Annotated in this window: 25 protein-coding genes; 9 read left to right on the top strand and 16 right to left on the bottom strand. The window is 65.2% G+C overall.

Annotated elements, in window-relative coordinates; all coding sequences use genetic code 11:
• Positions 1-2 precede the first annotated feature (2 nt).
• From JHC57_RS01650 to ectA, 3 genes are read right to left on the bottom strand one after another with little or no spacing between them, the layout of a single operon-like run.
• Positions 3-404, bottom strand: a complete 402-nt coding sequence (locus tag JHC57_RS01650; RefSeq protein WP_294028092.1) for an ectoine synthase — start codon at positions 402-404, stop codon at positions 3-5.
• 18 nt (positions 405-422) lie between these two features.
• On the bottom strand, positions 423-1,730 hold the full coding sequence (ectB, locus tag JHC57_RS01645) for a diaminobutyrate--2-oxoglutarate transaminase (RefSeq protein WP_294028091.1): 1,308 nt from the start codon (positions 1,728-1,730) through the stop codon (positions 423-425).
• 1 nt (position 1,731) lies between these two features.
• Positions 1,732-2,235 carry a diaminobutyrate acetyltransferase gene (gene ectA / locus JHC57_RS01640; protein WP_294028089.1) on the bottom strand — a complete coding sequence of 168 codons (504 nt, stop codon included), beginning with the start codon at positions 2,233-2,235 and terminating at the stop codon, positions 1,732-1,734.
• Positions 2,236-2,502: 267 nt separating this feature from the next.
• Between ectA and JHC57_RS01635 the strand changes: the two genes are divergently transcribed.
• Positions 2,503-2,982, top strand: coding sequence for a MarR family winged helix-turn-helix transcriptional regulator (locus JHC57_RS01635; RefSeq protein WP_294028246.1), 480 nt, complete (start codon positions 2,503-2,505; stop codon positions 2,980-2,982).
• Positions 2,983-3,040: 58 nt separating this feature from the next.
• Here the strand turns inward: JHC57_RS01635 and JHC57_RS01630 are convergent, their stop codons facing one another.
• Genes JHC57_RS01630 through JHC57_RS01595 form a run of 8 tightly spaced genes read right to left on the bottom strand, consistent with a single transcriptional unit; the run spans position 3,041 to position 10,291 of the window.
• Positions 3,041-4,213: an acyl-CoA dehydrogenase family protein gene (locus tag JHC57_RS01630; protein WP_294028087.1), complete on the bottom strand. Its 1,173-nt coding sequence runs from the start codon at positions 4,211-4,213 to the stop codon at positions 3,041-3,043.
• Between the two features lie 40 nt (positions 4,214-4,253).
• Positions 4,254-4,889, bottom strand: coding sequence for a 3-oxoacid CoA-transferase subunit B (locus JHC57_RS01625; RefSeq protein ID WP_294028086.1), 636 nt, complete (start codon positions 4,887-4,889; stop codon positions 4,254-4,256).
• A gap of 1 nt (position 4,890) precedes the next feature.
• Positions 4,891-5,595: a CoA transferase subunit A gene (locus JHC57_RS01620; protein ID WP_294028084.1), complete on the bottom strand. Its 705-nt coding sequence runs from the start codon at positions 5,593-5,595 to the stop codon at positions 4,891-4,893.
• 1 nt (position 5,596) lies between these two features.
• Entirely contained in the window at positions 5,597-6,400 is an 804-nt protein-coding gene (locus JHC57_RS01615; protein ID WP_294028083.1) for an enoyl-CoA hydratase-related protein, read from the bottom strand.
• Between the two features lie 9 nt (positions 6,401-6,409).
• Positions 6,410-6,718, bottom strand: coding sequence for a DUF4387 family protein (locus JHC57_RS01610; protein WP_294028081.1), 309 nt, complete (start codon positions 6,716-6,718; stop codon positions 6,410-6,412).
• The gene (locus tag JHC57_RS01605) at positions 6,715-8,082 is read right to left on the bottom strand and encodes an acyclic terpene utilization AtuA family protein (RefSeq protein WP_294028079.1); all 1,368 of its coding nucleotides are present in this window, start codon (positions 8,080-8,082) and stop codon (positions 6,715-6,717) included. The genes JHC57_RS01610 and JHC57_RS01605 overlap by 4 nt, the downstream gene beginning before the upstream one ends.
• Positions 8,083-8,104: 22 nt before the next feature.
• Positions 8,105-8,599, bottom strand: coding sequence for a MarR family transcriptional regulator (locus JHC57_RS01600; RefSeq protein WP_294028077.1), 495 nt, complete (start codon positions 8,597-8,599; stop codon positions 8,105-8,107).
• 54 nt (positions 8,600-8,653) lie between these two features.
• Positions 8,654-10,291: an AMP-binding protein gene (locus tag JHC57_RS01595; RefSeq protein ID WP_294028075.1), complete on the bottom strand. Its 1,638-nt coding sequence runs from the start codon at positions 10,289-10,291 to the stop codon at positions 8,654-8,656.
• A gap of 148 nt (positions 10,292-10,439) precedes the next feature.
• Between JHC57_RS01595 and JHC57_RS01590 the strand changes: the two genes are divergently transcribed.
• The 5 genes from JHC57_RS01590 to JHC57_RS01570 all read left to right on the top strand — a co-directional run bounded on the left by JHC57_RS01590 (position 10,440) and on the right by JHC57_RS01570 (position 17,066).
• The gene (locus JHC57_RS01590; protein WP_294028073.1) at positions 10,440-12,743 is read left to right on the top strand and encodes a TonB-dependent receptor; all 2,304 of its coding nucleotides are present in this window, start codon (positions 10,440-10,442) and stop codon (positions 12,741-12,743) included.
• Positions 12,744-14,093 (top strand): MFS transporter, encoded by a 1,350-nt coding sequence (locus JHC57_RS01585; RefSeq protein ID WP_294028072.1) that lies wholly within the window; start codon positions 12,744-12,746, stop codon positions 14,091-14,093.
• A 92-nt stretch (positions 14,094-14,185) separates the two neighbouring features.
• A complete protein-coding gene (locus JHC57_RS01580) occupies positions 14,186-15,025 on the top strand; it encodes a phytanoyl-CoA dioxygenase family protein (protein WP_294028071.1) in 840 nt (279 codons plus the stop codon).
• Positions 15,022-15,951 (top strand): acyl-CoA dehydrogenase family protein, encoded by a 930-nt coding sequence (locus JHC57_RS01575; RefSeq protein ID WP_294028069.1) that lies wholly within the window; start codon positions 15,022-15,024, stop codon positions 15,949-15,951. The genes JHC57_RS01580 and JHC57_RS01575 overlap by 4 nt, the downstream gene beginning before the upstream one ends.
• Complete coding sequence (locus JHC57_RS01570; RefSeq protein ID WP_294028068.1) at positions 15,948-17,066, top strand: acyl-CoA dehydrogenase family protein; 1,119 nt, start codon at positions 15,948-15,950, stop codon at positions 17,064-17,066. Before JHC57_RS01575 ends, JHC57_RS01570 begins: the two co-directional genes overlap by 4 nt.
• A 118-nt stretch (positions 17,067-17,184) precedes the next feature.
• Here JHC57_RS01570 and JHC57_RS01565 read toward each other — a convergent pair whose 3' ends face one another.
• From JHC57_RS01565 to JHC57_RS01545, 5 genes are read right to left on the bottom strand one after another with little or no spacing between them, the layout of a single operon-like run.
• Positions 17,185-18,330, bottom strand: a complete 1,146-nt coding sequence (locus tag JHC57_RS01565) for a 12-oxophytodienoate reductase (protein WP_294028066.1) — start codon at positions 18,328-18,330, stop codon at positions 17,185-17,187.
• Entirely contained in the window at positions 18,330-19,133 is an 804-nt protein-coding gene (locus tag JHC57_RS01560) for an alpha/beta hydrolase (RefSeq protein WP_294028064.1), read from the bottom strand. The genes JHC57_RS01565 and JHC57_RS01560 overlap by 1 nt, the downstream gene beginning before the upstream one ends.
• An 8-nt stretch (positions 19,134-19,141) precedes the next feature.
• Positions 19,142-19,603, bottom strand: coding sequence for a nuclear transport factor 2 family protein (locus JHC57_RS01555; RefSeq protein WP_294028063.1), 462 nt, complete (start codon positions 19,601-19,603; stop codon positions 19,142-19,144).
• Between the two features lie 24 nt (positions 19,604-19,627).
• On the bottom strand, positions 19,628-20,920 hold the full coding sequence (locus JHC57_RS01550; RefSeq protein ID WP_294028061.1) for an acyl-CoA dehydrogenase family protein: 1,293 nt from the start codon (positions 20,918-20,920) through the stop codon (positions 19,628-19,630).
• A gap of 31 nt (positions 20,921-20,951) precedes the next feature.
• Positions 20,952-21,704 carry a glucose 1-dehydrogenase gene (locus JHC57_RS01545; protein ID WP_294028059.1) on the bottom strand — a complete coding sequence of 251 codons (753 nt, stop codon included), beginning with the start codon at positions 21,702-21,704 and terminating at the stop codon, positions 20,952-20,954.
• A gap of 275 nt (positions 21,705-21,979) precedes the next feature.
• Between JHC57_RS01545 and JHC57_RS01540 the strand changes: the two genes are divergently transcribed.
• From JHC57_RS01540 to JHC57_RS01530, 3 genes are all read left to right on the top strand, one after another.
• Complete coding sequence (locus tag JHC57_RS01540; protein ID WP_294028057.1) at positions 21,980-24,241, top strand: TonB-dependent receptor; 2,262 nt, start codon at positions 21,980-21,982, stop codon at positions 24,239-24,241.
• A 12-nt stretch (positions 24,242-24,253) separates the two neighbouring features.
• Positions 24,254-24,988 carry an SDR family oxidoreductase gene (locus JHC57_RS01535; protein ID WP_294028055.1) on the top strand — a complete coding sequence of 245 codons (735 nt, stop codon included), beginning with the start codon at positions 24,254-24,256 and terminating at the stop codon, positions 24,986-24,988.
• Positions 24,976-25,720, top strand: a 745-nt coding sequence (locus JHC57_RS01530; protein ID WP_294028054.1) for a phosphotransferase family protein, incomplete at its 3' end; no start/stop codon positions are given. The genes JHC57_RS01535 and JHC57_RS01530, both read left to right, overlap by 13 nt.

Genomic DNA, 25,720 nt, shown 5'->3' with positions numbered 1-25,720 from the left:
TGTCAGTCGGCGGCGACGAGATCGGCGTCGGCCGGATAGGCGCCCGTTTCGTCGTGCACTTCCTTGCCCGTCACCGGCGGATTGAAGGTGCAGGCCGTCAGAATGTCGGTTTCGGGTCGCACGATGTGCCGGTCATGGTCGTTGAGCGCGTACATGACGCCGGGTTCCAGACGATGGATCTCGCCCGTTCCCAGATCCTCGATCGTGCCGGTGCCCTTGAGCACGAAGACGGCTTCGAGATGGTTCTGATAGTGCATCCTGAGCTCGGTGCCCGCGAACATGGTGGTGATGTGGAAGGAAAAGCCCATGCCATCGTCCTTGAGCAGCATGCGGGCGCTCGCCCAGCCGTCCGAGCGGACGTTGCGGTCGGTCTTGCGGATGTCATTGAGGTTGCGAACGATCATGTGGATGTCTCCTTGCAATTATTCTGCGGCGACGGCGTAGTCGGCGGCCATCGCTTCGCGGATCCTGGTTTCGAGGATGTCGAGGCCGGCGCCGAACACCGCATCGTCGATGACGAGCGGGGCGAGCACCTTGATCACCTCGTCGTGCGCGCCGCTGGTTTCGATGATGAGGCCGGCGTCGAAGCAGGCGGCGGTCACGGTCGCGGCAAGCTCGCCCGACCCGACATTGACGCCGCGCATCATGCCCCGGCCGCGCGTTTCGAAACCATGCTCGGCGGCGATGCGGGCGAGCCGCGCTTCGAGCAGCGTCCCGCGCCGTTCGACGTCGCGCCGGAAATCTCCGCCGCTCCAGAAATGCCTGAGCGCGGCGGTCGCGGTGACGAAGGCGTGGTTGTTGCCGCGGAAGGTGCCATTATGCTCGCCCGGCGACCATCGGTCGAACTCGGGGCGCAGCAGGGTCAGCGCGAAGGGCAGGCCCATGCCCGACAGCGATTTCGCGAGCGTCACGATGTCGGGAGTGAAACCCATGTCCTCGAAACTGAAAAAGCCGCCGGTGCGGCCGCAACCGGCCTGGATGTCGTCGACGATGAGCAGCGCGCCATGCGCCTTCGCTATGCCGGCAATCCGGCGCAGCCATTCGGGCGAGGCGGCGTTGAGCCCGCCTTCGCCCTGCACCGTCTCGACGAGGATCGCGGCGGGCGCGTCGAGCCCGCTCGACGGATCGGCGAGGCGCTGTTCGAGCAGGTCGGCCGTGTCGACGTCGGGGCCGTAATAACCGTCATAGGGCTCGTGCGAGACATGGGTGAGGGGGACGCCCGCGCCGCCGCGCTTCGCGGCATTGCCGGTGCAGGCGAGCGCGCCGAGCGTCATGCCGTGGAAGCCGTTGGTGAAGGCGATCACCATTTCGCGGCCGGTGACCTTGCGCGCAAGCTTGATCGCCGCCTCGACCGCGTTCGTGCCCGTCGGCCCCGTGAACATCAGGCGATGGTCGAGCCCGCGCGGTTTCAGGATCAGCTCCTCGAAGGCGGCGAGGAATTCCCGCTTGGCACCGGTGTGCAGGTCGAGACCGTGCGCGATGCCGTCGGCGCCGATATAATCGAGCAACGCCCGCTTCAATACGGGGTGGTTGTGGCCATAGTTGAGCGTCGAGCAACCCGACAGGAAGTCGAGGTAGCGCCCGCCCTGATCGTCGTGCATCCACACGCCTTCGGCGCGGCCGAACTGGCGCGGCATCGACCGGGCATAGCTGCGGACTTCGGATTCGCGGCGCTCATAGAGGGTCCGGTCCGGAAGCGATCCGGACGGCTGCGGTGTCATGATCATCATCTTATCCCCGTTTTGCGTGGATCTTGTCGTGGTCGATCGGCCCGATGCGGGCCAGATATTCGGTGGCGTGGGCGCCCGCGAAATGGGCTTCGCGTTCGAACAGCGCGCTGCGCTCGAGTTCGGCGTCCCAGTTGCGGGCAAGGCTGCGAAACAACCCCCACGACGCCTGATTGTCGGCAGTGATCGTGGTGATCATGTGCGTCACGCCATCCTGCGCCGGCCTGGCGAGCAGGTCGGCGATCATGCGGCTCGCAAGCTGCTTTCCGCGTCCCTCGCCGGAGACGGCGACCTGCCACACGAAAAAGGCGTGCGGGTCCGAAGGCGGACGATAGCCCGATACCCAGCCGACGATCCGCCCCGCTCTTTCGGCGATGACGCAATGGTCGGCGAAATGTTCGCATTGAAGCAGGTTGCAATAACGCGAGTTGCGATCGAGCGGCGGGCAGGCCGCGATCAGCGCGGTGATGGCGGGGCCGTCCGCCGCGACCGGCGTTCGAAACTCCATATCGGCCTTCCTGACCGGAATCGCGTCCAAATCTGTCCCTGGAGGCAATGACTCTTCGTCTTTTTGCCGATCTAATATCTTTCATCTCCTGAAATAATATCCGATGGAATCATTCCTCAGTCGAGGTGATTCGACGCAAATATAGGTGCAATCGGAGCGTGGGCAACCCCGAGCGGCGAATATATATTTTGATTTATGAAATAAATGGCGTTTGCAAGCGCAACGAAATCGATTTGCGCCGGCGTTTCCAGCGGCTACCAGTCCCCGATGGAGTCAGAGATTGCCAATGCGACGTTGAAAGCCCTGCGGCGCGTGCTTCGCGCGACCGAAGGCGGAACGCGCCGGCTGGCCGTGGCCACGGGGCTCACGCCATCGCAGCTATTGGTTCTGCGCGAGATCGACGCGGGCGACGAAGTTACTCCCGGTCTGGTTGCCCAGCGATTGCAATTCGGCCACGCCACGATCACGGCGATCGTCGATCGTCTCGTCGCGCTCGATCTCGTGAGCCGGACACGCAGCGAGCACGACAAGCGAAGGATGCTTCTGAAGGCGACGGAAGCGGGGCGCCGCCGCCTCGTCGAGGCTCCCGACATGCTGCAGCTCAAATTCGAGGCCGCGTTCGCCGTGCTGCCCGGCTGGGAACAGGCGATGATTTTGGCCGGCACGGAACGATTGGCCGACCTTCTTGGTGCCGGAGACGCGGACGCGGCGCCGCTGCTCGATGCCGGGGCGATCGACCGGGATTGAGCCGGCGACGGGAGGCGGGGGCGATGCGGGAATCGGGGAAGCGATCCGAACCGGGGTCTCAGTAGCTGCGAGGCATATCGAGAACATGTTCGGCAAGGAAGGAGAGGATGAGATTGGTGGAGATGGGCGCGACCTGGTAAAGGCGCGTCTCGCGGAATTTACGCTCGACGTCATATTCCTCGGCGAAGCCGAAGCCGCCGTGCGTCTGGATGCAGGCATTGCCCGCCTCGACCGACGCGTCGGCGGCAAGCATCTTTGCCATGTTCGCCTCGGCGCCGTTCGGCCGCCCCGCCTCATAGAGGCGGGCGGCTTCGTGCACCATCAACTCCGCAGCGCGCATATTGGCGTATGCGCGGGCGATCGGGAAGGAAACGCCCTGATTCTGGCCGATAGCGCGACCGAAAACCTTGCGATCGCTGGCATAGGCCGCGGACTTGCGCGTGAACCATTTGGCATCGCCGACACATTCGGCGGCGATCAGGACGCGTTCGGCGTTCATCCCAGAAAGGATATAGCGGAAACCCTTTCCTTCCTCGCCGACGAGACTGGCGGCAGGAATGCGCATATTGTCGAAGAATATCTCGGTGGTTGCATGGTTCATCATCGTGCGGATCGGCCGGATTGCAAGCGACCCGTCGGCGAGCGCCCGCTTCATGTCGACGATGAAGGTCGAAAGACCTTCGGTCTTTTTCGCCGACCGGTCGCGGGGTGTGGTGCGGGCGAGCAGCAGCATGAGGTCGCTGTGCCCGGCGCGGCTGGTCCAGATCTTCTGACCGTTGACGACATAGCAATCGCCATCGCGGACGGCCGTCGTGCGGAGGGCGGTTGTATCGGTGCCACTCGTCGGTTCCGTGACCGCGAAGGCCTGGAGCCGTAATTCGCCCGCGGCGATCTTCGGCAGATAATGCTGCTTCTGGTCGTCCGACCCGTGGCGCAGGATCGTGCCCATGACATACATTTGCGCATGACAGGCGCCGCCATTGCAGCCCTCGGCCTGGATCGTCTCGAGAATGGCGGCGGCCGCCCGGAGGCCGAGCCCCGACCCGCCATATGCTTCGGGTATCAACACCGACAGATAGCCCGCTTCGGTCAGCGCGCGTACGAAATCGGTAGGATATTCGCGTCCGGCGTCGAGATCGCGCCAATATTCTCCCGGAAATCCGGCGCACAGGCGGCGAACGCCTTCACGGATTTCGGGAAAGTCCTCGTTGTCATAGGGGCTCAGAAACATGGAATCTCGCTCGGAAAACGGGATGGATCACGCGGTCGTGCTACAGTTCGTAATGCGCTTCGGTCGCCGCCCGCACCTGCTCCGCGCTCACGCCGGGGGCGCATTCGACAAGGCGAAAGCGGGATTTGCGGTCCGGGCGTTCGAAAACGGCGAGGTCGGTGATGATCATGTCGACGAAGCCCGCGCCGGTGAGCGGCAGCGCGCACCGCCGGCGAAATTTGGGCGCGCCGCCCCGTGCCACATGATCCATCAGGACGATGATCTTCCGGACCCCGGCGACGAGGTCCATCGCACCCCCCATGCCCTTGACCATCTTCCCAGGGATCATCCAGTTGGCGATGTCGCCATTCTCGGCCACTTCCATCGCGCCGAGTACCGACAGGTCGATATGCCCGCCGCGGACCATCGCAAAACTGTCGGCTGACGAGACGTAGCTGGTTCCGGGAAGCTCGGTGATCGTTTCCTTGCCGGCGTTGATCACATCGGCATCGACCTCGTCGGCGGCGGGATAGGGGCCGAGGCCGAGCATGCCGTTTTCGGACTGGAGCGTGACGTCGATGCCCGGCGGGATATTGTCGGCGACCAGCGTCGGAATACCGATGCCGAGATTGACGTAATAGCCGTCGCGGAGTTCCTGCGCGGCGCGGGCGGCCATTTCGGTTCGGGTTCGCGGCATGTCAGCCAGCTCCTGCCAGGACGCGCTTCTCGATGCGCTTCTCGTTGCTTTCGGCGCGGATGAGGCGCTGGACGAAGATTCCCGGGCTGTGGACATGATCGGGGTCGATCGTCCCGACCGGCACCAGCTCCTCGACCTCGGCGACGGTCGTCGCGGCGCAGGTGGCGACCATCGGATTGAAGTTGCGCGCCGTCTTCCGATAGACGAGATTGCCCTTCGCGTCGCCGCGCCACGCCTTCACGATCGCGAGATCGGCGGTCAGGCCGGTCTCGAGAATATGGCGCTCGCCGCCGAACATCTTCTCTTCTTTGCCCTCGGCCACCAGCGTTCCGACACCGGTGCGCGTGTAGAAACCGCCGATGCCGGCGCCACCGGCGCGAATCCGCTCGGCGAGCGTGCCCTGGGGATTGAATTCGAGCTCGAGCTCGCCCGCCAGATATTGCCGTTCGAACTCCTTGTTCTCGCCGACGTAGGAGGAGATCATCTTCCTGACCTGCCGGCTCCGCAGCAGGATGCCGAGGCCGAAATCGTCGATGCCGGCGTTGTTCGAGACGATCGTGAGATCGCGCACCCCGCTGTCGCGGATGGCGGCGATCAGCGTTTCGGGAATGCCGCAGAGGCCGAAGCCGCCCGCGGCGATCGTCATGCCGTCGCGAAGCAGCCCCGCGAGTGCGTCCGCGGCGGAAGAGTGGAGCTTGACGGCCATGTCAGTCGCCCTCGAACGACGGTTCTTCCTGATCGCGGAAGGCGAAGGCCGCGCGGCGATGGTCGGCGGACAGGTGGGTCATGGTCTCAAGGCCCAGATGTGCGTCGAGATAGGCCTGCGCCTGCTGGCGGATATTCGCGTTGATCGACCGCTTGGTGAGCGAAATCGCCTGCGTCGCGCCGCGCGCCAGCCTTTCGGTCCAGATGTCGACCCGCGTATCGAGATCGGCGGCGGGCACGGCTTCGGTGATCAGCCCGATCGCCGCGGCCTCGGCGCCGGTGAGCAGGTCGCCCGTGAGCAGATAGCGCCGCGCCAGCACCGGCCCGACGAGAAAGGGCCAGAGCAGCGCGCCGCCGTCGCCCGCCGACAGCCCGACCTTGACGTGGGTGTCGCCGATCTTCGCCTTCTCCACCATCACCGTGATGTCGCAGGCAAGCACGATCGAGGCGCCGAGGCCGACCGCATGGCCGTTGATCCGCGCGATCGTCGGCTTGTCGCATTCCAATATGCTGGCGATGATCTCGCGCGCCTCGGGCATCGCGCCGTTCCAGGCGCCATGGTCGTCGATCTTCGCGGCCATGCGGTTGATATCGCCGCCGGCGCTGAAGGCGCGGTCGCCCGCGCCCGTGATGACGACGGCGCGGATCGAGCGGTCGCGGTTCGCGACCCGGAATATATAGGCGAGCTCGCCGTGGATCGCGGGTGTCATCCCGTTCATCGGCGGGTTGGACAGGGTGATCCGCAAGACCTGGTCGCGGACGACCGTCTGCAATTCCCTGAACTCGGCATATGGGGAGGCCGTCATGCCCTTCTCCTACGGGATTTCGATGTCGAGGATCGGCGCGAACTGCTGCGCGCCGTCGAAGTCGGATTCGTCGAACCCGCCCGCAAAGGCGGCTCGCGGAATGGTGATCTTCAGCGCCAGCGCGGGCGCGAAGGGGAAAACGCGGACGTCCGCTTCGGGAACGGCGTAGATCTCGCCGATCCGGCGCGGACTGATCGCGCCGCTGGCCAGCGCCCTTTCGTAGGACGCGCGATCGGAAAAGGGGATGTCGAAGGTCAGCCACGCGGCACCGGCGTTGCGGCCCTTGATGCCGGGAGCGAGGTCGGCGAGACGCGTCATGCCTGAAGGTCCATGATTTCGATACGGAAGGGATCGCTTTCGTCGGCGCAGTCGAGAAGGTGCCATACGCTCCATTCGAAGGCCGGGCCGATCGGGATCTGGTTGGGCGAGAAGGGCGCCGCGAAATTGCCGCCGGCGGGAATGCCGCGCACCGGCGCCAGCTTTGCGCCGGTCGAACTCGCGCGGGCGAGCAGCGCCATCGCGTCGGCCTCGTCGCTGGCCAGAATGTCGACGAGCAGCCCGATCTCGTGCGGCGGTGAATCGCGGAGCGGTTCGCGCAGTCCCATCACCGCGTCGCGGCCATAGGCGAGAAAACGGAAGCGATAGCTGTCCTCGGCGATACCGAGGCTGCGCGCCGTCCGCCGGATCATCGTCCCGAAGCGATCGAGATAATCGTCGAGTTCGGCGATCAGTCGCGGGTCGCGAATGCCGACCAGCATGGCGGCGCGGTGCCCGACCGGACGCGCGCCCTCCAGCTTCACGCTGGGCCGTCCGGCGGCGAAGAATTCGCTGCCCGAAACCCGGACGCTGCGTTCGTCGAGCTGTTCGAAGCGGCAATGTTCGGCCGAAATCCGGCCCGAGGGCTGGAGGATCGACCATGGATCGGGATTTTCGTACATCGTCAGCGCGGCGATGCTCTTCACCGTGCAGCGCGCCCCGTCCTTCGTCGGCTCGATGGTGAAGCCCGTGTCGTCGAGCGTCGCCATCACCGGCGATCCCTCTTCGACATTTTCGGTCGCGAGCATGCCCTTGTCGATGCTGCGCGCCGCGTGCCAGGCGATCGCGGGCGACGCGCCCATCCTCATCGCCAGCCCGGCGTAGATCGCGGGGTCGGTGCAGCGTCCCGCGAGGATGACGTCGGCGCCGGCGTCGAGCGCGCGGATGAAGGGCGCGGCGCCCGCCATCGCGACGATATGCGTACTCGCGTCGATCGCGGCATCGGTCAGGGGCGGGACGGGGCCGAGCGGGCGGACCCGGCCCGCGGCCGACGCGGCCTTGAGCAGTGCCGGGTCCTGGTCCGAATGGATGAGCGCGAGGCGGCAGGGCCGGCCCGAATCGGCGACCAGCCGCTCGACGATCCGGCGATAGCCCTCGAGATGCGGCGCGGCCCCGGCGACGCCGCACGACCCGATGATCAGCGGTATGCCGAGGCGCCGCGCGCCCTCGAACATGATTTCAAGATCGCGCTCGACCGAGGCGGGCGGCTTGATGTCGCGGCCCGATCCGAGGGGGCCGGGGCCATAGTCGGACGTTCCCGCGTCGCAGCCGATCATGTGCGGTCGCCGGTCGAGACCGGCCTGAAAGCCGCGGTAGGAGAATCCGTTGCCGACGAGGCCGTTGGCGAGGAGGCGGATATCGTTCATCGGCGGGTCTCCCCGCCGGCCGTCAATTCTCGGCGAGCCGGTTCAGGTTGGACAGCATCCGCAGCAGGATGGCGTTGGCATGATCGACGTCGGCCTCGCCGACCCCTTCGAGCATCCCGTGCCGGATATCGAGCAGCGCATCGCGGATCGGCTCGGCAAGCAGCTTGCCCTTCTCGGTCAGTCCCGCCGATTTCGAGCGCTTGTCCTCCGGATTCGGCGTGAATTCGATCAGCCCGTCGCTCTCCATCCGGATAAGCAGCGAACTGATCGCCGCCTTGTGCTGTTCGAGCTTTTGCGCAAGGTCGTTGATCGACTGCGGCCCGACCTGCGACAGGAACGAGATGATCGATGCCCGCCGGTCGTTGACGTCGTGATCGGTCAGGCGCTGGCGGGCGCGGCGGCGAAATTCCTTGCCGACCAGGTCGGCGTTCAGAATGAGCTGCATCCCCGCCGGCAGCCCGCTCCACGGCAGGCGCGCAAGGTCGAGCGTATTCGACGTCTCTGGCTGATCGGACATGGTGTTGCTCATGGTTTCCGGTCCATAGGCGATCTGACGCGGCGGGCAAATATATCATGCTGCGATCCCCGCGGCCGCTTTCGCCCATTGATAGTCGGGCTTGCCGTTCGGGCCGCGCTGCACGCCCGGCACTTCGATGAAATATTTGGGCACCTTGTAGCCCGACAGGACCGAGCGGACGAAATCGGCGAGCTCGTCGCTCTCGATCCGGACGCCCGGCTTCGGCGCCACCAGCGCCGCGACCGCCGAGCCGAACCGGTCGTCGGGAACGCCGATAACCAGACAGTCGAGCACGGCGTCGTGACGCTTCACGACCGATTCGACCTCTTCGGCGAAGACCTTCTCGCCGCCGGTGTTGATACAGCTCGATCCGCGCCCGAGGACGGTCATCTCGCCGTCGGCGGCGATGAAGCCATAATCGCCCGGCACCGAATAGCGGACGCCGCCGAAGGTCCGGAAGGCCGCGTTGGTCCGCTCCTCCGACTTGTAATAGCCGAACGGAATATTTTCCCTGGCGGCGAAGCGTCCCGGTCGCCCCGAACCCCACGGGATTTCGTTGCCGTCGTCGTCGAGCAGCTTGACGCTCGGCCGCGCGCGGAATTTGGCGGTGGTGGGCGGCTCGGTCCGGCTCGACCGCGACATGCCCATTCCGCCCTCGGTCGCGCCGAAGAAGTCGATCAGCGTCATGTCGCCGCGGTCGAGGAAGGCCTGCTTGACCTCCTTGCTCCACATGACCCCGGCCGAAGCGATCAGGCGGAGCGACGACAGGTCGCACGGCTCGCCCGCGCGTTCGCGCGCCTCGATCTCGAGGAGCAGCGGCTTCGCGATCGCATCGCCGACGATCACGAGCTGGGTGACCCGTTCGCGCAGGATGGTCGACAGCACTTCGGCGGGGTCGAAGCTCTTGCCGGTCAGGGTGACGACGGTGCCGCCCATCAGCGTCGTCATCGTGTGCCCGACGCCGCTGCCGGTATTATGGATGTAGGGGACGCAGACGAGGCAGACGGGAGCCGTGCCGGCCTTTGCCAGCCCGGTAGCGGCCGCAACCAGATCCGCGGTCGTCTGCGGCGTCGGCAGGCCATAGAATTCATAGCCGAAGCAATAGAGCCGGACGCTCGCCTCCTGGTCGATCATCACGCCCTTCGGCAGTCCGGTGGTGCCCCCCGTATAGTTGATGACGGTGTCGCGCGGCGACCGGTCGATGCGCGGCGCGGGGCCATGGGTCGCGATCAGCGTCTCGAAATCATGGAGGCCGGAAAGCCCCTTGCCGACGCCGCCGTCCGACGCGTCGCCGACGCGGATGAAGGCACGAACGCCGGGCAAGTCCGCCGCGATCTCGGCCAGCACATCGTGAAACTCGTCCTGAAAGACCACGATCACGGAATCCGAATCGCTCAGCAGGTAGAGCAGTTCCTCGCCCTTGTAGCGGAAGTTGACGTTGATGCTGATGCCGCGATTCTTGAAGATCGCGAACTGCGCCTCCTTGTATTCGGGGCAATTGCGCATCAGCAGCGCGACCTTGGTTTCGTGCCCGACTCCCATCCCGGCCAGCGCCGTGGCAAGGCGCGCGGCGCGGTCTTCGAACGCGCGGTAGGTCCGCCGGTTCGTCCCGTGAATGCTGGCAATCCGGTCGGGAACGGCATCCGCCAGACTCTCGAAAACGCTCGCGAGATGCCACGGGGTCTGGGTCACGCTCATTATCTCCCTGCCGCGATCCGTCTAATCAATATATTGACTATCGCTTCCTTGACAGTAAACACATTGACTTTATTCGCTCCGTGTCAAGGGCAAAGTTAGCGCCGGACGCCGACAGCCCGCAAAGTGGGAAGAGGAGGATTGCATGCGTAGATCATTGGGGATGGCGGTCAGTCTATATGCGATGCTGGCCGGCGGTGCGGCCCTGGCCCAGGAGGCGGATCCCGCCGAAGGGGCGGCGGACCGGCCCGCCGCGGGCGACATCGTCGTCACCGCGCAGAAACGCGAGCAATCGCTTCAGGACGTGCCGCTGTCGGTGCAGGTGCTCGGCGGTGCCGAGCTGTCCGCCTCGCAATTTCGCGGCGTCGACAATCTCGAACTCGTGTCGCCGTCGATCACCTTCGCACGCCATTATCATCCCGGTGCCAACAATGTGACGATCCGCGGGATCGGCACCCAGGTGTCGGCCGACGGGGGCTATATCCAGCAGAGCGTGGTCGTCAGCGTCGACGGGATCCCGGCATCGCGCGCCGCGGGCTTCTGGGGCGACCTGCCCGACGTCGAGCGCATCGAGATTCTGCGCGGCCCGCAGGGTACGCTGTTCGGGAAGAATGCGACGGCGGGCGTTCTGAACATCACGACGCTGTCGCCCTCGCACGAATTCGGGGGCTTCGTGTCGGCATCGGTCGCCGACGACACGGGCAAATCCTTTGCCGCGAGCGTTACCGGGCCGCTCGGCGAAGGCGTCGCCGCGCGGGTGACGGCGTGGCGTAACACGCACGAGGGGTGGGGAAAGAATTACGGGCCGGCTCCGCACGACATCGGCTATCTCCGATCGTTCGGCGTCCGGGGGAAGCTCGACTTCGAAATCTCGCCCGACGTCACGCTCCGGCTCGCCGCCGGCTATGCCAAGACCAATACCAACAATCAGTGGTTCCTCGAAACCGCCAATGATTCGGGCCTGCCGGGTCAGCGGCAGGATGAGGCCCTTTATCCGGTCGTCGCCGGGCCGAAGAATGACGAGGTCAATATCGACGTCGATCCCTTTGCGCGGACGCGGGTCTTCAATAGCAGCGCCCAGCTCGACTGGTCGCTCGGCGGCGACGTCGATCTGACCGCGCTCGTCGGCTACACCGATTACAGGATCGCGTTCGTGACCGACGTCGACCAGACGTCGCTCGCCTTCACGCCCGAGAATCTGGATATCCACGGTATCCTGATGCAGCCCGGTGGCAGTTACCGCCAGAACGGCGACGAACTGACCGCCGAACTGCGCCTTCACGGCGTTTCGGGCGCGCTCGACTGGACAATCGGCGGTTTCTATTCGCGCTTCGAGGAGGCGATGGACGTCGACCTCGTCCAGATGACCCGGTCGACCGGACTGCCGACCAATCGGTTCCGCAACGTGACCTATGCGAATGAAAGCCTGTCGGCCTTCGTCGACGGCGAGCTCGGCCTGACGGACCGGCTGACGCTGATCGCGGGCGCGCGCATCACGCGCGAGAATTTCGACTATAGCTATTTCCGCGACAATTCGACGCCCGCCGCCACCGTGCAGATCGGTCCGTGGGACGGCAAGGCGCACGATACCGGCTTCACGGCGCGTGCCGGCGCGCGCTTCGAGATCACCGACGACGTCAATGTCTATGGCATGTGGTCGCGCGGCTACAAGGGGCCGGCGATCGACCTCAGCGATCAGGCGCGCGATCCCGCCAACGCGCTGATCAGCGCCGAGACCGCCAACTCGTGGGAACTCGGCATCAAGTCGTTGCTGTTCGACCGGCGGCTGCGGCTGAACGCCGCGCTGTTCCGGACCGAGATATCGAACTTCCAGGCGTTCAAGATCATCCCGCCGACGGGCACCCAGCTCGTCACCGCGGGCGACGTGCTGTCGCAAGGCGTCGAACTCGACGCGAATTTCCAGGCGAACGACCGGCTGAGCTTCAATCTGGGCGTCGTCTATGACGACGGCAAATATCAGGGGACGATCTTCGATTGCTATCCGGGGCAGACGGCGGCGCTCGGCTGCACCGTCGACGTCGACGGCAACGGAACGGTGGAGAGCCAGGACCTCGACGGCAAGCCGCTGGCCCTGCTGCCCAAGGTCAAGGTCAATCTGTCGGCGCGCTTCGAGCAGCCGGTGAGCGATTCGGGGCTGACCTTCTACGCCGTTCCCGCCTTCACCTGGCAGGACGATGTGCAGTTCAGCATCAACCAGGATCCGCGCACGATCCGGAAGAGCGCGGGCATCGTCGACCTGGCCATCGGCCTGAAGAACGAGGACCAGGGCTGGGATGTCTCGCTGTTCGCAAAGAATCTCACCGACAAATTCTATGTCGCGCGCAAGCAGTTCGTGCAGTCGATCGGCGGCGCCTATCATTCGCTGTCGCGGGAATATCAACGCTATGTCGGACTGAAGCTCGACGTCACCTTCGGAGGCGGCCGCTAGATGACCGGCGCCGCCTCCCGCGAGCCGGCGGAACCGCGCGGCGCGGCGTATGATGGTGCCCCACCGGGCACCATCGCCACGCTGCCCGACGATCGCGGGGTCTATAAATGGTGGGTCCTGACGCTGCTGACGCTTGCCTATGTCATCAGCATGATCGACCGGCAGCTGCCGTTCATCCTTGCCGAGGCGATCAAGAGTGATCTCGGCCTGTCGGACGCCCAGATCGGTCTTCTGGGCGGTCTGCTCTTTGCCGCTTTCTATTCGATATGCGGCATTCCCATCGCGCGGCTGGCGGATATTCATTCGCGCCGCACCGTGCTGGCGAGCGCGGTCGGATTCTGGTGCGTAATGACGGCGATCGGCGGGTTTGCCGCGAACTTCGTCCAGCTCGCGCTGTCGCGCGTCGGGGTGGCGATCGGCGAGGCGGGTTGCACGCCGGTCGCGCATTCGCTGATCGCCGATTATTTTCGCGCCAACCGCCGCGCGACCGCGATCGCGATCTTTTCGATCGGCGGGCCGATCGGCTCGATGCTCGGGCTGCTGCTCGGCGGCTGGATCAGCGACGTTTCGAGCTGGCGGGCCGCGCTGCTGTGGATCGGGCTGCCCGGCCTCGTCCTGTCCGCGCTCATCATGCTGACGTTGCGCGAGCCCGAACGCGGGCGCCTCGACGAGAAACCCCGGCACGAAGCGCCGTCCGCCGCGCGGCTGGTCGACGTGTTCCGCCTCCTCTGGTCCAGGAAATCCTTCCGGCACATGGCGATGGGTTGCGGCCTCTATGCCTTCGGGGCTTCGGCGAAAGTCGCCTTCTCGCCGATGTTCCTGATGCGCGTTCACGAGCTTTCGCCGTCGGAAACGGGCATGATGCTCGGCGCCGTCGTGGGGGTCTCGGGCATCGTCGGAACACTCGCGGGCGGCACGCTCGGCGACCTGCTCGGCAAGCGCGACCGGCGCTGGTATATGTGGCTGCCCGGCATTTCGTTGCTGGTTGCGGCGCCCTGTCTTGCGGTCGCCTTTCTCGCTTCGGACGTGACGGTCGCGCTGGTCGCGCTCGTGCCGTCCTACGGGCTCGGCATATTGTTCATCGCGCCGACCTTCGCGATGGCGCAGGCGCTCGTCCCGGCACAGATGCGCGCCACCGCCTCGGCCGTGCTGATGGCGCTGATGTTCCTCATCGGCAACAGCTTCGGCCCGACGATCGTCGGCGGGCTCAGCGATCTCATGGCGCCGCGCGCGGGCGAATTGTCGCTGAGCTATGCGCTGGCGCTGACCGCGATCACCAACGTCTGGGGCTTCGTCCATTATCTGCTGGCGGCGGTCCATCTGCGCGCCGATCTGGAGAGCGTTAAATAGTCAACATATTGACTATATCGGGGAGCGAGCCTATCATTCGCATGAACCGGGCCGGGGTGCCGAGGTCCAGAATTTTGAAAAGGAACAGGAAATTGCTTTCTTCGATCGTAACAGCCGAGCATGTCCGAACCTATAGGGAGGATGGCGCCGTCTTCATCCCGCAGGCGATATCGCAGACCTGGCTCGACCTCATCCAGATCGGGCTCGAGCGCAACATGCGGCATCCGGGCCCGTTCGGCGTCGATATCCGCAACAAGGGCAGCGGCAAATTCTTCACCGATCACTCGAATTTCCTGGTGAACCCCGAATTCCAGCGGCTGTTGTACGATTCACCGATCGCGGACATTCTGGCCGACCTGATGGAGACCGACGAGGTCTATCTTTTTTACGACCAGATATTCTTCAAGGGCGGCGGGTCGGCGGACCGGACGGCCTTTCATCAGGACATGCCCTTCTATCAGATGGACGACAGCCTGCAGATCGCGGGCGCGTGGATCACGCTCGACCCGCTCGATGCGGCGCATGCCCTCGAATATGTCGTCGGCAGCCACCTCGGCCCCGAATACAACACGTTCGACCCGAACCAGCCGAGCAAGGTCGGAGCGGACAATGGCAGGCCGCAGCTTCCCAACATCCAGAAGGAACGCGAGAAATGGGAGATCCGCTCGCATGCGTCGCAGCCGGGCGACCTCTTGGTCATCCATCCCAAGGTGCTGCACGGCGGCGCGCCGACGAGCGAGGATATGCAGCGCCGTACGATGACGGTGAACGTGTTCGGGCCCGACGTGACCTTCCAGCCCAAGCCGACGCGCATCAACATGCGTTTTCCGGGGCTTGCCGAGGCCTTGCAGCCCGGCGATCCGCTGCGCCATCCCTATTTCCCGAAACTGCGCCCCGTTCCCGATCATCAAAAGGCCGGCGGGGTGGCATGAGGCCGGTTCTCGAGCCCGGAGCCGATGAGGAAGGGATCGCCGACGCGCTCCGCGCGCTGTGCCGGACCAGTCTCGGCGACCGCGTCGACGCGTCCGACGATTTTCCGTTTTCCTTCTGGCAGGATCTTGCGGGTTTCGGTTTCTTCGCGCTTGCCGCGGAAGACGGCTTCGGCGGCGCGGTCGACCTCTATGCCGCGGCGCAGGTGCTGGGCGCGTTCGGGGCGCCGGGACCGCTCGCCGATGCGATCTTCGCGGCCCAGCTTGCGCTCCCCGAACGCGATGCGCTGCTCGCCGGCTCCGAAATCGCGGTGCTTTGCCGTCCGCCCCATATTCCGTGGGGCAGGGCGGCGACGATCCTGCTCGTGGACGAGGGGGTGGCCGTGCGGCGGGTCCGGCTGACCGGCGACGCGGCCGAGCGGCGGACGCTCGCCGGGGACATCTGGCTGCAGGGCAGGCTCGAGACGGCCGGCATGGTGCCGGGCCGCGATCGCGCCGCCCATCTGCGGGACATTTTCCTTTCCGGCTATCTCAGGGGCGCGCTGGGCCGGCTGGTCGAGGAAGCTTCGGCCTATGTCGCTTCGCGCCGGCAGTTCGGCAAGGCGCTTTCGCAGTTCCAGGGGGTCAGCTTTCCGCTGGCCGAGGCGGGAGTCCTGCTGCGCGCGATGACCGCGCTCGGGCGCCAGGCCGCCTTCTCCGCCGATCATGGCCCGGCGCCCCACGCGCGCGTCGTCGCGGCGCGCTTGTCGGCGGCGAAGGCCGTGAGCCGGATCGTGCCCGCCGTCCATCAGGTCTATGGCGCCATCGGGGTCACGCGCGACGGCCCGGTATTCCATCTGTCGCGACGCCTGCGCCAGCTGGTCAATCTTTACGACGCCGGCGCGCCCGGCGTGCCGTCCAACGCGGATCAGGAAGCCGGGGGCGCATGAACATCTGGTTCGAACCCGACGAGATCGCCTTTCGCGACGAGGTGGCCGAGGTGCTGCGGCCCCATCGCGAGGCGAAGGCACTGTTCGCCGATGCCGATCCCGAGCGGGTCGCGGCGCTCCACCATGCGCTCGTCGAACGCAATTGGCTTGCCATATGCTGGCCGAAGCAATTCGGGGGCGAGGGCAGGCCCGCCGCCTATGAATATATATTGTGGAACGAGATGGCCTATATCCGCGGCGGTCGCCCGCCGCTCGGCACCGGGATCATCGCGAAGTCGATCCAGCGCTTCGGAACAGGGGCACAGCAGCACGAATGGCTGCCGCCGATCCGGCGCAACGAGATCCGTTTCTGCCTCGGCTATTCGGAGCCCGAGGCGGGATCGGACCTCGCCGGCCTGACGACGACCGCGGTACGGAACGGCGATCATTATCTGGTCAACGGCGGCAAGATCTGGACCTCCTACGCCGAATTCTCCGACTTCATCTGGCTGCTCTGCCGCACCGGCGCGCCCGATTCGCGCGGGAAGGGGCTCAGCCTCCTGATCGTCGACCGGCGCGCGCCCGGTATCACCCTGCGCAACGATCGCCACATGGACGGCCACCGCTTCAGCCAGATCTTCCTCGAAGATGTCGCCGTCCCGGTGGCGAACCGGGTGGGCCCGGAAAACGGAGCCTGGCAAATGATGGCAAGGGCGCTGGCGGACGAACGCCATGTCCAGTTCGCCGGCGCGCGCGTATGGCGCGACTTCGACGATGCCGTCGCCTGGCTCGACCGCATGGGATTGTCCGGCGACGCCTTTGTGCAGCATCGCCTGGCGGAACTCGAACTCGGCGTCATGGAGGCGGAGGCGCTTTCGCTCGCGGTCCTCGCCGACATGGCGGCGGGTCGCGACACCGCGGCATCGGCGGCCGCCAACAAGATCGCCCATACGGATGCGATCCAGTCGATCGCCCGTTTCGTGATGGACGTGGGCGGGGCTTCGGCGCTCGTCGTCGACGGGCCCGACGGACCGGAAGCGATGTGGCGTCAGACGATGATCGAAAGCATCGGCGGCGGCGCTTCCGAGATCATGAAGGGGATCATCGCGCGGCAGGATCTCGGACTCACGCTCTAGTTACCGGCTGCTTTTTCCCTTTTCGGTCCAGAAGCCGCCAGTCGGCCAACAGCACCGTGAGGCGGAGAACGGCGCGCGACTTTTTCAGCCTTGGACCCACCAAAATTCCGCGCCCGCGTCAATCATGCTCATATTGCCGGAGCGCTCTTGCACGGTCGTACGGCGTCAGTTCGTCGACGCGTTGCTGTTCGACCTTTTCCAGCCAATTCGGATCGGCAAGAAGGACGCGGCCAAGAGCAACGAGATCGAACTCGCCACGTTCGAACATCTCCACGAGCTCCTCAAGCCGGGCGAGCATCGGCGAGGAAATGCCCTCGACGAAATCCTGCATCAGGTCGCGGTCCATGCCGATCGACCCGACGGTGACCACGGGTTTGCCGGTGACTTCCTTGATCCAGCCGCCGAGGTTTTTCGGGTCGCCTTCATATTCGGGTTCCCAGAAGCGCCGCTGCGAGGCGTGGAAAATATCGACACCCGCGCGGACCATCGGATCGAGCCAGCGGTGCATCTCGTCGGGGTCGCGCGCCAGTTTCACGTCGTAATCATAGGTCTTCCATTGCGACACGCGCATGATGATCGCGAAATCCTCGCCGACGGCTTCGCGGCAGGCGGCGACGACCTCGGCCGCGAAGGCCGCGCGGTCGGCGATGTCGGGTCCGCCGTAGCGATCGCTGCGCAGGTTCGTCCGGTCCCAGAAGAACTGGTCGAAAATATAGCCGTGTGCGCCATGAAGCTCGATCGCGTCGCAGCCGATCCGTTTCGCTTCGCGTGCGGATTCGGCGAAGGCGGCGGCGGTGTCGGCGATGTCCTTCTCGGTCATCGGGCGGCCGCCCGGCACGTCGGGCCCGGCAAAACCCGACGGGCTGACCAGTTCCGCATGCGGGGAGTCGGGAAAATTGAAGTCGATGCAGCCGCCGACGTGCCACAATTGCGGGACGAACATGCCGCCCTCGGCATGGACGGCGTCGACCGCACCCTTCCACGCGGCAAGGGGAGACTCGCCGGCGAAGATCGGCACGGTGTCGGCGGCGACGGTGTGGTCGATCGCGACGCCGGTCCCCTCCGTAATGATCGTACCGATCCCCGCAGCGGCGCGGCGGCGATAATATTCGGCGCCGTCATCGGTCAGTACGCCGCCGGGCGCGAAATAACGCGACATCGGCGCCATGCAGAAGCGGTTCGGCGCCTTCAGCGACTTGCACGTGAAGGGGGCGTGCAGCGGGGCGAGCAGGGCGGCCAGATCGTCGGACGGCGCGGTGGTCATCAAGCGAGTTTCCTCACGAAGTCGAGCAATGCCTCGTTATAGGCCGAAGGCGCTTCGAGCTGGGGCGAATGGCCGGTGTCCAGGGTGAGCAGCGTACCGTTTCGCGCGCAGTTGGCGGCGAACCCCGCGATGGCGGGGTCGGCGATGCTGTCCCTGGCGCCGCCGATCGACAGCACCGGGAAGTCGAAGGATGCCAGCAGGTCGCGCTGGTCGAGCGTCGCGAGACCGGCGAGGGTGTCGCTGGCGCGCGGACCCGTGGCGATAAAGCCGCGTTCGACCCAGCCGATCATCGCCTCGCTCGCGCCTTCGCCCGACGCGCCCTCGGCAAGGGCGCGGAAGAAGCCGGGGCGGTCGGCGGTGATTGCGGCGCCAATGCCGAGGACATCGTCGGCGGTGCCGCCGTGCGGGAAGCCCTCGCCCTGGACATAGCGCGGCGACGCGCCGCAGGTCAGGACAAGCCCCGCGACGCGTTCGCCGAGCAGCCCGGCCGCCGCGACCGCAACGGCGCCGCCGAGCGACCAGCCGTTGAGCGCGACGCGGGGGGCGCCGCAGCGCTCGACGATCGCCGCGACGTCGCGCGCGATCGCATCGATCGACATGTCGGTGAAATCGCGGTCGGAGCGGCCGCAGCCGCGATGATCGACGGTGATCGCGCCATGACCGTCGGCGAGGAGAGCCTCGACCGCCGACGCCCAATAGTCGCCCGACATGCCCCAGCCGTGGATCAGCACGACCGGCAATTCGGGCGCGCGGTGGTGCGCATAATAGACGCGGCCGCCGTCTTCGGTATCGAGATAGGCCATGTCAGCTCCTATGCCGGCGGCGACAGCGTGACGCCGGGCAGCGGGTTGAAGTGATACATCTTCACCTTGCGATGCGCGATCTTCCAGACCCCGCCGCGCCGTTCGAAAATGTCGAAATAGCTGGCGGCGACCGTCTGCGCCTGTCCGTCCGACGTCGTGCCGATGCAATCGACGTCGCATACCCCCGTTGCGCGGTCTTTCCCTTCTAAGGTGATCACGAGGTTGGTGGTGTAGTGGCTTGACGCGAGCCAGGCGTCCCACAGGATATCCCTGGTGACATGCGCGATGCCGTCGCTGCCCTCGAAGGTACCGAAGGGCGGGCCGATGTCCCAGACCGCGTCAGGCCACCAGATCGCGGCGAAGCGGTCCCAGTCGCGCTTGTCGAAGCCGTGGCAATAATCGCTGACGAGGTCGTGCATCGCGAACCGGCTTTCGACGCGGTCGAGGCGGTGTTCGATGTCTTCGGTCATTCCGGACTCCTGCGGATGGGGGCTTCAGTCGAGGTAGGCGGCAAACTTCTCGCGGGCGACGGCGAGGCGCGTCGGCACATGACAGGTCGGGAAGGGGCCGTCCGACGGCGCCACGTCGCGCAAGATGTCCTTGGCGACGCCGATCTTGTGAACCTCGGTCGGTCCGTCGACGATCCCCATTTCGGGCACATATTGCCACATATCCATCAGCGGGGTTTCGTTCGACATGCCGAGCGAACCGTGGAGATGGAGCGCGCGATAGACGACGTCCTTGAGCACGCCGGGCATCGCCGCCTTGATCGCGCTGATCTCGCGCCGTACCGGGCGCGTATAGGCCTTGTCGCGGTCGAGCAGCCAGGCGGCGTAGAGGACGTGCAGCCGGAACTGCAGAATCTGCGTATAGCTGTCGGCGATCTTTTCCTGGACCATCTGCTTGTCGGCCAGCCGTTCGCCCTTCGTCGTCCGGCTCACGACGCGCTCGGTCATATAATCCATGGCCTTGTTCAGCATGCCCACGGTGCGCATCGCATGATGGATGCGGCCGCCGCCGAGCCGCGACTGGGCGACCTTGAAGCCTTCGCCGACGGGGCCGAGCCGGCTTGCCTCGGGCACGCGGCAGTCGGTGAAGCGGAGATAGCCATGGACCCCGCTGCCGATCTCGTCCTTCGGCCCGACCGCGGTGTTGCGCACGATCTCGAGCCCCGGCGTGTCGTGCGGAACGATCAGCATCGTCGAACCCTCGTGCACCGGCACATCGGGATCGGTGATGACCATGACGATCAGGAATTCGGCGATGCAGGCATGGCTCGCGAACCATTTTTCGCCGTCGATCACCCATTGATCGCCGTCGAGCCGCGCCTTGCAGGTGAATTCGCCGGGGTCGGCACCAGCCTGCGGCTCGGTCATCGAGTAACAGGAGACGATTTCGCCATCGAGCAACGGCTGGAGATATTTCGCCTTCTGCTCGGCGGTGCCGAAGCGCGCGAGGATTTCGGCGTTGCCGGTATCGGGCGCCTGCGTCCCGAACACCGTCGGTGCGAAACGGCTGCGCCCGAGAATCTCGTTCATCAAACCCAGTTTGAGCTGGCCGAGGCCCTGACCGCCGAGTTCGGGACCGAGGTGGCGGGCCCACAGGCCGCGCTTCTTCACCTCTTCCTTGAGCGGCGCCATCGCGCGCGCGGCGGGCGAGCGCGGATCGACATGCGCGGCGGGGTCGCGGAAAACGAGGTCGAGCGGTTCGATCTCTTCGGCCACGAAGCCGCGCATCCATTCGAGCTGCCGCTCGAATTCGGGGTCGGTCGAAAAATCCCAGGCCATCAGTGAAGCGTCCTTCCGCTTGGAGTCACGCTCATTGCCCCGCGTACCATGCGCCATCGACCCAGAGTTCGGCGCCTGACACATATTTCGCCTCGTCCGACGCGAGGTAGAGGCTGGCGTAGGCGATATCCATCGGATCGCCCACGATGCCCATCGGGATCGATGCCTTGATCGCGGCATCCTGTTCGGGGGTGATGTCGCCGAGGATCGGGGTCTTGATCTGGCCAGGGAAGATCGTGTTGACCCTTATGCCCTGCCTGGCGAATTCGAGCGCGCCCGCCTTGCCCATCACGCGCACTGCCGCCTTCGAGGCATGATAGGAAATGGCATTGGGGCTTCCGATGAGGCCGTAGAGCGAGCTGACATTGACGATGGCGGCATTGCCCGAGGCGAGCAGGGCAGGGGCGGCCGCTTTCATGCCGAGGAAAACCCCGGTCTGATTGATCGCGATCATGCGGTCCCAGCCTTGCCGGGTTTCTTGGGTTATGCCGCCGGGGTGGAAGATGCCGGCATTGTTGACCAGCGTCGTGAGCTTGCCGAAACGGGCGACGGCATCGGCGACCGCCGCGTCCCAATTGCCCGCATCGGAAACGTCGAGATGGATGAAGGCCGCCTTGCCGCCTTCGCTTTCGATCGCGGCGACGACGGCGTGGCCCTTTTCCGCCTGCACATCGCCGATGAGCACCGCGGCGCCTTCGCGGGCGTAGAGGATCGCCTGAGCCTCGCCCAGGCCGCTCGCGCCGCCCGAGATCAGGGCCGACTTGCCGGCTAGCCGGTCTGCCATATTCACTCTCCCATTCGGTATTTATCGTTGGCCAATCTTCTTGCACACTTACTAGATGAGAACAAGCAAGAATATTTTCATGATCCGTTTTTGGAAAAAATATACATCAATATCAGTGTTGTATTCCATATTCTTTCTGCGACCATATCGTCGAAAATAAAATTTGCTTGTCGATAACAAACAAGTGAGGCATGCTTTGATCGGAGCGTGACTCACGAGAACCGCACAAGCGGCTGCGAGCGACCAATGCGCCCGTCGATGGGAGAGAAATGATCATGATCGATCGCGTGAAATCCGTGCGCCTTCTGGCCACCGCAGCAGTCATTTTATGTCCGGCATCGATCGCCAGCGCGCAGGAAGCCGCCGGCGAAACGCGGGCGGCCTCGTCCGGGGGGCTCGAGGAAATCGTCGTCACCGCGCGCAAGCGCGAGGAGAGTATGCAGGACGTGCCTGCGTCGATCAGCGCGCTGTCGGCGGGTGAGCTCGACCGGCGTTTCGATTCCGACGTTCGCGACTTTGCCGACTCGTCACCCAACATCGTTATTGACGATACGCAGCAGGGGCCCGGCGGCGTGGCTGCGGTCTATATCCGCGGCATCGGCGTCGCCGACGTCGAAAAGTCGGTCGACCCCGCGGTCGGCGTCGTATTCGACGATGTCTATATCGGCCAGAGCTCGGGCAGCTTGCTGAAGGCGATCGACATCGACCGCGTCGAAGTGCTGCGCGGTCCGCAGGGCACATTGTTCGGACGCAACGCCACGGGCGGCGTCATCAATCTCGCGCGCTCGCGTCCGACCTATGACCTGACCGGCAAGGCGCGGCTCACCTATGGTCGTTTCGACAGCTGGAAGGTCGAAGGCGTTGCCAGCACCGGCCTGACCGACAATGTCGCGGTCAAGGTCAGCGGGGCGTACGAGAAGTCCGACGGCTATATCTTCAACCGCTTCCAGAACCAGGACGGGCAGCGGTCCGAATTTTACGCCATCTCGGGCGCGCTGCTGTTCGAGCCGACCGACAATCTCGACATCCAGCTCAGCTATGATCATCAGAAGACGAAGCAGGATCCGCCGCAGCTGCTCGCGGTCAACCGCCCGACCGACCTGTTCTGCACGGCCTATAACCAATGCTCGCCCGCGCCGGGCGTGCCGACCTCGGGCGATCGCTATGTCAGCGTATCCGACGGCCGGCTCGAGAAGAATGCGACGTTCAAGCTCGACATGGCGATCGCCAAGGCGACCTATGACCTCGGATCCGACATGCAGGTCGACTATATTTTCGGCTGGCTGAAAACCGATGAGGAAATCAATCAGGATTTCGATGCCGGACCGGAGACGCTTTATCACACCGACCGGCCGGCGCGCTGGCGCCAGACGACGAATGAACTGCGTCTGACCAAGGGCGGATCGGGGCCGCTGACCTTTGTTCTTGGCGGTTACCTCTGGGATTCGCGCTACACGATCAATCTCAAGAATTATATCGGCTTCGCCGGCCCGCCGCTGCTCACCAGCGCGCAGGACGTCAGGCAAACCAACAAGTCGTGGGCGATCTATGGCGAAGCCGATTACGAGATCGTCGACCGGCTGACGCTGACGGTCGGCGCGCGCTATACCAAGGACAGGAAGTCGAGCATCGTCAACGACCTGCCGATCTTCTTTTATGACACGACGGTCGAGGAAAATCCGACGGGAAGCGCGCCGGGTGTCATCGTCATGGCCGATCCGGTCAGGAAGAGCTGGTCGAAGTTCACGCCGCGCGTTTCGGTTCGTTATGAAATCACCGACGAAGCGATGATCTATGCCCTCTGGTCGCGCGGCTATCGTGGCGGCGGCTTCAACGGGCGGCCGTCGACGATCGGCGCGGCGACGATTCCCTATGATCCCGAAACACTCGATAACTATGAGGCCGGGTTCAAGACCGAATTCGCGAACGGACGCGTGCGCCTGAACGGCGCGGCGTTCCTGATGAAATATGACGATATGCAGCAGGATCTCGACGTGCCCGCGCCGGGGACTTCGACCGGGCGCGAAAACCGCACGATCAACGCGGCGTCGGCGGAACTCAAGGGGTTCGAACTCGACCTCACCGCGCGCGTCGCCGATGGTTTCACGCTCAACGGCAATCTCGGCTATCTCGATGCGAAATACAAGGATTTCGTCGGCGACATCTACAGCACCGGAACGCCGATCGATGCGAGCTTCCTCAAGATCCGCCGGGCCCCGAAATGGACGTGGAGCCTCGGCGGAACCTATGAGGCCGATATCGGCAGCAACGCATCGGCGTGGGTGTCCGGCGACGTCCATTATGTCGGCGGGCACGAGATCACCTTCCTCAACAACCCGAACCTGCGCAACAGCGGACAGTATCTGGTCGACGCGTCGATCAACGCCCGTTTCAACAAGACAACGGTCAGCCTGTTCGGCAAGAATCTGGCCAACGAAAAGGGCTGGACGATCGGATACGACGTGCAGGGCGTGTGGAGCTATGCCGCGCCGCGTCCCCGGCGGACGTGGGGCGTCGCCGTGACCCAGGCCTTCTGAGCGGGACGCGGCATGGTCAAGACGTCGAATCCAGAACAGCGCCGTTGGGTGGTTACGGGCGCATCGCGAGGCCTCGGCCTCGCGATCGCCCGCCTGGCCGCGAGCAAAGGGGACAAGGTCGCGCTTGTCGCGCGCGGCAAGGATATCGACGCGCAGGCGAAGGCGATCGGAGAGAATGCGATCGGTCTTGTGGCGGATGTGACCGATCCGGCGTCCGTGACGCGCGCCTGCGCGGAGGTCGCGGAGCGTTGGGGAGGCATCGATGTGCTTGTCAACAATGCCGGGCTGCATCGCGGCGGATTGATCGGCTCGCTCGCGCCGGACGATTGGCAGGCGGTGCTCGATACCAACCTGTCGGGGCCGCTCAACTTCGTGCGGGCGGCTCTGCCCTATCTGGGCGAGGGCGGGTCGGTCGTGAATATCGGTGCGATCGTGGGTTTGCGCGGCTTTTCCGGCGACGCGGCTTATGGCGCGTCAAAGGCCGGGCTCGCGGGTCTTACCCAGGTGCTGGCGGTCGAGCTGGCGCGTCGCGGTATCCGCGTCAATCTGGTCATTCCGGGCATGACATCGACCGAAATGACGGCGGGCATATCGGCGCGCGCGAAGGCCAAATTGGTGGCAGCCATTCCGCTGGGCCGCGAAGGCACGGCCGAGGAACTGGCCGACGTCGTCTGGTGGGTGGCGGGGTCGCCCTATATGACCGGCTCGATCATCTCCAACGACGGCGGCCTGCTGTGCAGATTGTGAGCGATCCGGCCGAGCGGCTCGCCCGCTGGCTGGAGGATGAGGCGGGGATTGCCGATGCGCGGATCATCCGCCCTCTGACCGGCGGCAACGCCAATGTCACGAGTCTGGTCGAAAGCGCGAGCGGCCCGATGGTGCTGCGGCATCCGCCGGCCGATACCGTGTCCAACCTCGCCAGCGCCGGCATCGCGCGTGAGTATCGGTTCATTTCGGCGATCGCGGGAAAGGCGCCGGTCGCGGAACCCATCCTGTTCTGCGACGATCCGGACGTACTCGGCGTGCCCTTTTCCCTGACGCGCTTCGTGCGCGGCGCCGCGATCACCGATACGCTGCCGGATGGCTATGCGGACGATGTCGCGACACGCGACGCCGTCGGTCGCGCGTTGATCGACGCCATCGCCAGCGTCCATGCGATCAAACCGGTTCCGGCCGGGCTGGGCGACGCCGACAAGGCGCGGAACTTCGTCGGCCGCCAGATCGAGCGATGGCGCGCGGTGCGAGCGGCGCACGCGGTTCGCGAACTCCCGTTGATCGAAACGCTTGGGGCATGGCTCGCCGATAACGCGCCGGCGCCCGAAGCGGTGCGGATCGTCCATTGCGACTATCATCTCGACAATGTGCTGATGGATATGGCCGAGCCGAAGGTGCTGGCGATCCTCGACTGGGAGATGGCAACCTTGGCCGATCCGCTCGTCGATGTCGGGCTGGTCACCGCGATGTGGAACCGCGACGAAA

Origin of the sequence: Sphingopyxis sp., from assembly GCF_016463645.1 — a bacterium.
In the GTDB taxonomy this organism is placed as follows: domain Bacteria; phylum Pseudomonadota; class Alphaproteobacteria; order Sphingomonadales; family Sphingomonadaceae; genus Sphingopyxis.
This window is presented reverse-complemented; position numbering and strand designations above follow the sequence as displayed.